3 protein-coding genes and 2 pseudogenes are annotated in these 5,718 nt (G+C 58.0%); 2 read left to right on the top strand and 3 right to left on the bottom strand.

Annotation, left to right across the window (positions count from 1 at the left end; translation table 11 throughout):
* Window positions 1-136: 136 nt before the first annotated feature.
* A pseudogene (locus ACMX3H_RS16440) lies at window positions 137-784 on the bottom strand (PLP-dependent cysteine synthase family protein); the annotation flags it as partial.
* Window positions 785-1,150: 366 nt separating this feature from the next.
* On the opposite strand from ACMX3H_RS16440, the gene ACMX3H_RS16435 reads away from it, so the two are divergent.
* Both ACMX3H_RS16435 and ACMX3H_RS16430 read left to right on the top strand, forming a co-directional pair.
* A complete protein-coding gene (locus tag ACMX3H_RS16435; protein WP_415211588.1) occupies window positions 1,151-2,923 on the top strand; it encodes a SmdA family multidrug ABC transporter permease/ATP-binding protein in 1,773 nt (590 codons plus the stop codon).
* A complete protein-coding gene (locus ACMX3H_RS16430; protein WP_415211587.1) occupies window positions 2,907-4,682 on the top strand; it encodes a SmdB family multidrug efflux ABC transporter permease/ATP-binding protein in 1,776 nt (591 codons plus the stop codon). The genes ACMX3H_RS16435 and ACMX3H_RS16430 overlap by 17 nt, the downstream gene beginning before the upstream one ends.
* Window positions 4,683-5,202: 520 nt before the next feature.
* On the opposite strand, the pseudogene ACMX3H_RS16425 reads toward ACMX3H_RS16430, so the two are convergent.
* Window positions 5,203-5,457, bottom strand: a pseudogene (locus ACMX3H_RS16425) (transposase domain-containing protein); the annotation flags it as partial.
* Between the two features lie 123 nt (window positions 5,458-5,580).
* The coding region (locus tag ACMX3H_RS16420) for an ATP-binding protein (protein ID WP_415211589.1) at window positions 5,581-5,718 on the bottom strand (138 nt) is incomplete at its 5' end.

Genomic DNA, 5,718 nt, shown 5'->3' with positions numbered 1-5,718 from the left:
CATCGCCGGATTATCCATGATCTGACAGCCGTCCCTTATAGGATGCGGGTTCACTAGGCATCGTAGTGGAACATATTCTTACCGGGCCATACAACAAACCCACCAATAATTCAAGACGTCCTCCACGGGGCGCTTACGAATTCTCCGGGTTGACGACCATCAGGCGAGTCGGGTGGCCCTGATAGCGAATATAACGTCCAAGCGGCGCGGAGGTGCCGTCAGTGCCGGCGCTCATCACAATCCAGGACGGCTGCGGAAATGGCTCGCGTGCCAGCTGGCGCCAGATGCTTTCGGCGATATTGTTATTTCCGCGCCAGTCGGTAGCCCGTTCGGCGTAGGTAAACTGATCCATATAGTGGCCGTTTTGTTCGCGCGCCAGCCGTTTCGCCTCATCGTAGATCAATCCGCCGTGGCTGACGAAATGACAGCGGCCGCCGTGATGCTCGATTTGCTCGATTTTTCGCCGCGCGGTACATTCCGGCACCACGGCAATAAAAGGCAGGCCCAGCAGGCGGGCGAAATAGGCCTCGGACACGGCGGTGCTGCCGGATGACGCTTCGACAATAGGCATGCCCTGACGGATCCAGCCATTACAGAGTCCGTAGAGAAACAGCGAACGAGCGAGCCGATGCTTTAGGCTGCCGGAAGGGTGGGTGCTCTCATCCTTTAGGTAGAAGATAATATTGGGAAAGGCCGGCAACGTAAGCCGGATTAAATGGGTATCCGCCGAGCGCTGGAAGTCGTTCGCTATCTCGTTTACCGCCTGTGCTGCCCATGACGACATGACTCATGTCCTTATTAGGAATTTGAACATAGCCTAACCGCAATAGCGGAAAAAGGGTTTGCTATTTCTTGCATTATTATCATTAATGGGAGAAATAATTTCTATTTAATTGCCATAAAAGGAGAATATATTATCTAGTGAGCGCGGTATAAATTACATTTATAGACTATCACGCCGGTTCAACCGCCATTCGGCCATTGATCCATGCGGTGGCGTGGGCGATGACAGCGCCGCGCCCGCCGTGGCTTTCGGTCTCCGCCGGGACTGAAACCAGCATAAATTTCTTAATCACGGTATAATACGGCCACAATAGTGCCTGGCGCTCGGCGCGGCTGTCCGGCTTTTTTATTTTTGGAATAACGCCTCGTGAGATTATTTACACAATTAGGATGGTTTTTTCGCCGCGAGTGGCGGCAATACCTGGGTGCTGTGACATTACTGATCATTATCACGCTATTGCAATTAGTGCCGCCGCGGCTGGTGGGGATGATTATCGATAGCGTGGTGGCCGGCAACGCCACCGGGCGGCGTCTCGCGCTGTGGCTAGGGGTGATGGTCTTCACCGCGGTGCTGGTCTATGGGCTGCGCTATGTCTGGCGAGTGTTATTGTTTGGCGCCGCATACTGGCTGGCGGTAGAACTGCGCGACCGGCTTTACCAGTTGCTCAGCCGGCAATTGCCGGGCTTTTATCTGCACCATCGCACCGGCGATTTGATGGCGCGCGCCACCAATGATGTGGACCGCGTGGTTTTCGCCGCCGGCGAAGGGGTGCTGACGCTAGTGGATTCACTGGTGATGGGCTGCTCGGTACTGTTGGTGATGAGTTTGCAAATCAGCTGGCAACTGACCCTGTTGGCGCTGTTGCCGATGCCGATAATGGCCGTACTCATCAAGCGGGACGGCCAGCGCCTGCATCAGCGCTTTCGCGTGGCGCAGGCGGCATTCTCCTCGCTCAACAACCAGGCGCAGGAAAATTTGACCAGCATCCGGATGATCAAGGCGTTCGGTCTGGAACAGCTTCAGTCGGCGCGTTTCGCCGCCGTCGCCACGGAGGCTGGTGATAAAAACATGCGAGTGGCCCGGGTGGACGCCCGCTTCGACCCGACTATTTATCTGGCGGTAGGGCTATCGAATTTGCTGGCGGTCGGCGGCGGCAGCTGGCTGGTGCTACGCGGCGCCATGACGCTCGGTCAACTGACCAGCTTTATCATGTATCTCGGGCTGATGATCTGGCCCATGCTCGCTCTTGCCTGGATGTTCAATATTGTCGAGCGCGGCAGCGCGGCCTACAGTCGCATCCGCCAGACGCTGGAAGAGGGGCCGGAGGTCGAGGATGGCGCGTTATCCCTTCCCGCGAGGCGGGGAACGCTGAGCGTGGCGATTAATGCATTTCGTTACCCCCACGCTAAAGAGCGTGCGCTACAGGATATTCATCTGACGCTGGTTTCCGGGCAGATGCTGGGCGTGTGCGGCCCTACCGGCGCCGGCAAAAGCACGCTGCTGGCGCTAATCCTGCGGCAGTTTGACGTCAGCGAAGGGGAGATACGCTTTCACGATCTGCCCTTGACCGCGCTGGCGCTTGATCAGTGGCGCAGTCGGCTGGCGGTGGTGAGCCAGACGCCTTTTTTGTTTTCCGACAGCGTAGCCAGCAATATCGCCCTTGGCCGACCGGACGCCACGGCGGAGCAGATTGAGGAGGCGGCACGGTTGGCCTGCATACATGACGACATACTGCGTCTTCCTAATGGGTACCAGACAGAGGTCGGGGAACGCGGCGTTATGCTGTCCGGCGGGCAGAAACAGCGTCTGGCGATTGCCCGAGCGTTATTGCTGGATGCGGAAATTCTCGTCCTGGATGACGCTTTATCGGCGGTTGACGGGCGTACCGAACATAGCATATTGCATAACCTGCGTCGCTGGGGCGTCCACCGAACGGTGATCATTACCGCGCACCGGCTGTCGGCGCTGCAGGGCGCGAGCAAGATCCTGGTGCTAAAACAAGGCCGGATCGGCCAGCGGGGCGATCACGCCTCGCTGCTGCAACAGCCGGGCTGGTACCGGGATATGTACCGTTACCAGCAGTTGGAAGCCGCCCTCGAACAGGAACCCAAGGAGGCGTGCGATGCGCAACTGGACTAGCCTTTGGCCCACCCTCAAGCGGCTACTCGCCTATGGCCGGCCCTATCGCAGGCCGCTGACGCTGGCGGCTCTGATGTTATGGCTCGCGGCAGCGGCGGAAGTCGCCGGACCGATAGTGATTAGCTATTTCATCGACCATATTCTGCCCGAGAAAATCCTGCCGCCCTGGACGGTAGCCGGTCTGGTGGCGGTTTTCCTCGCGCTGCAGTTGCTGTCGGCGGCGCTGCGCTACTATCAGGCGCTGTTGTTTAACCGCACCGCGTTAAGCGTCGTGCAGCAGCTGAGAACGGAAGTCATGGACGCCGCGCTGCGTCAGCCGTTAGGCGTATTCGATACTCAGCCGGTAGGGCAGCTCATTTCCAAGGTGACCAACGATACCGAAGTGGTGAAAGATCTGTATGTCACGGTGGTGGCCTCCGTGCTGCGCAGCATGGCGTTAATCAGCGCCATGCTGGTGGCGATGTTTTTGCTGGACTGGCGGCTGGCGTGTATCTCGCTGGTGCTGTTTCCGGTGGTCATTGTGGTGATGTGGCTGTATCAGCATTACAGCACGCCGATCGTGCGGCGGATGCGGGCCTATGTCGCTGATATCAATGATGGCTTCAACGAAGCCATCAACGGTATGGGGGTAATTCAGCAATTCCGCCAGCAGCGGCGTTTCGGCGACAAGCTGCAGCGGGCAAGCCACGCCCACTTCCAAACCCGTATGGCGACGCTACGGCTGGAGGGCTATCTGCTGCGCCCGCTGCTCAGCCTGCTGTTTGCGCTGATATTGTGCGGCATGCTGCTGCTGTTTGGGCTAAGTCCGCGCGGGGCGATTGGTGTGGGGGTGCTTTACGCCTTCATCAATTACCTCGGCCGGCTCAATGAGCCGCTTATTGAGCTGACATCCCAGCAGTCCATCATGCAGCAGGCGGCGGTAGCGGGTGAACGTATCTTTGAACTGATGGATGGTCCCGCGCAACGGTACGGTACGGATGATGTTCCCCTGAGCAGTGGCGCCATCGAATTGCGCAACCTGCACTTTGCCTATCGCCAGGGATCGCCGGTGTTGCGGAATATTTCGCTAACGGCGCCGGCGAAAAGTTTTATCGCCCTGGTGGGGCATACCGGCAGCGGCAAGAGTACCCTGGCCAGCCTGATGATGGGCTACTATCCGGTAAGCGCGGGGACGCTGTTGCTGGACGGCCGGCCCATCGAAACGCTTAGCCATCGCGTCTTGCGCCAGGGGGTTGCGATGGTGCAGCAAGATCCGGTCGTAATGGCTGACACGGTCTATGGCAACGTCACCCTCGGACGGGAGATAAGCGAGCAACAGGTCTGGCGCGCGCTTGAGCAGGTGCAACTGGCGGCGCTGGTACGCTCGCTACCGAGGGGAGTGTTTGCCGAACTGGGTGAACAGGGCAACACCTTGTCGGTCGGGCAAAAGCAATTGCTGGCTTTGGCGCGGGTGCTGGTGTCCACGCCTGCGGTATTGATTCTCGATGAGGCCACCGCCAATATCGATTCCGGTACTGAACAGGCTATTACCCGCGCGCTGGGAGCGGTGCGGCGGCATACGACGCTGGTGGTCATAGCCCACCGGCTGTCAACGGTGGTCGAGGCGGATCAAATCCTAGTGCTGCATCGGGGCGAGGCGGTGGAGCGGGGCACCCATGCCGCCTTGCTGCAGGTGCGAGGCCGTTATTATCAAATGTATCAGCTGCAGCAGGCGGGACAGGCGCTGCGCGCCGACGCGCCCCAGGCATTGCCCGGTTAAGGCCGGGCCATACCCTTTACCCTCTCGCCGCCGGCGCCACTATCGCCGGCCAGCGCCGGATTGGCGCAGCGATGGCATTTTCCCTCGCGCCGTCGACACCGCCGTTACGTCAATTTCCGCGCTGCCGGCACGCTAAAAGTTCCTGTTTTTTCCCCGCCGCCGTAGCCACTGCACTCCCTTGCCTTGCCGCCGAGCGGCAATAACGTTTGCCTTCATCACTCAGGCGCCACGATTTCCCCACGCCGTGTCGTTATCGTTGGCGCCAATCGGATGCCCGTTCGCCGCGACACGCACTGCGAATGGGCATTTGTGTTCCATTTTTGTGACAGACGCACCGTTTTTTAGCATCAGGCACCTCTTTGGTGCATTTCCGTTTAGATGACCCTTCTTTTTTGATCCGTCGCCCTTTCCCAGGACAGGCAGCTGCCATAGGAATAGCCTGCTAACGGTAAATTTATATGTCAAAACATTTGTGGCACATGCTTTGCTTGTAAGCGTACGCCCAGCGCCGTATTGACAGTTATTCAGCAGGGATGGTGAGGTTCCACGGCAGGAGTTCTTTGATTTTGTTGATGGGATGATCTGCGATAATCGCCAGCACATGGCGCAGATACGCTTCCGGCTCCACGCCGTTCAGTTTGCAACTGCCGATCAGCGTATACATCAGCGTCGCCCGATCGCCGCCGCTATCCGAACCGAAGAACAGATAGTTCTTGCGACCCAGGCTTATTACCCGCAGCACGTTTTCAGCGATATTATTGTCGATCTCCGCCCAGGCTGCAGATTCCGACGTATCCGATCATCTGTTCCGGCGACATCCGATCAGTTATTCCGATATTTTCCGATCACCCATTCCAGTGATATTTGATCACATGTTCGCTCATCTTCTGACTCGGTTTTAGTCTATTTTTCCTGTGCTGGCTACTCCTTGCTCTTTGCGTAGTGATTCGCCTTTAAGTTCCAGTCGATAGCTGGGGTGTACTAGCCGATCGAGTAACGCGTCAGCTGTCGTGGGGTTATCTATCAGTCCATACCA

This window comes from Sodalis sp. (in: enterobacteria) (assembly GCF_047607725.1).
Lineage (GTDB): Bacteria > Pseudomonadota > Gammaproteobacteria > Enterobacterales > Enterobacteriaceae > JBLKSS01.
Note: the sequence above shows the minus strand (reverse complement) of the source record. Positions and strands in the feature narration are given on the sequence as shown.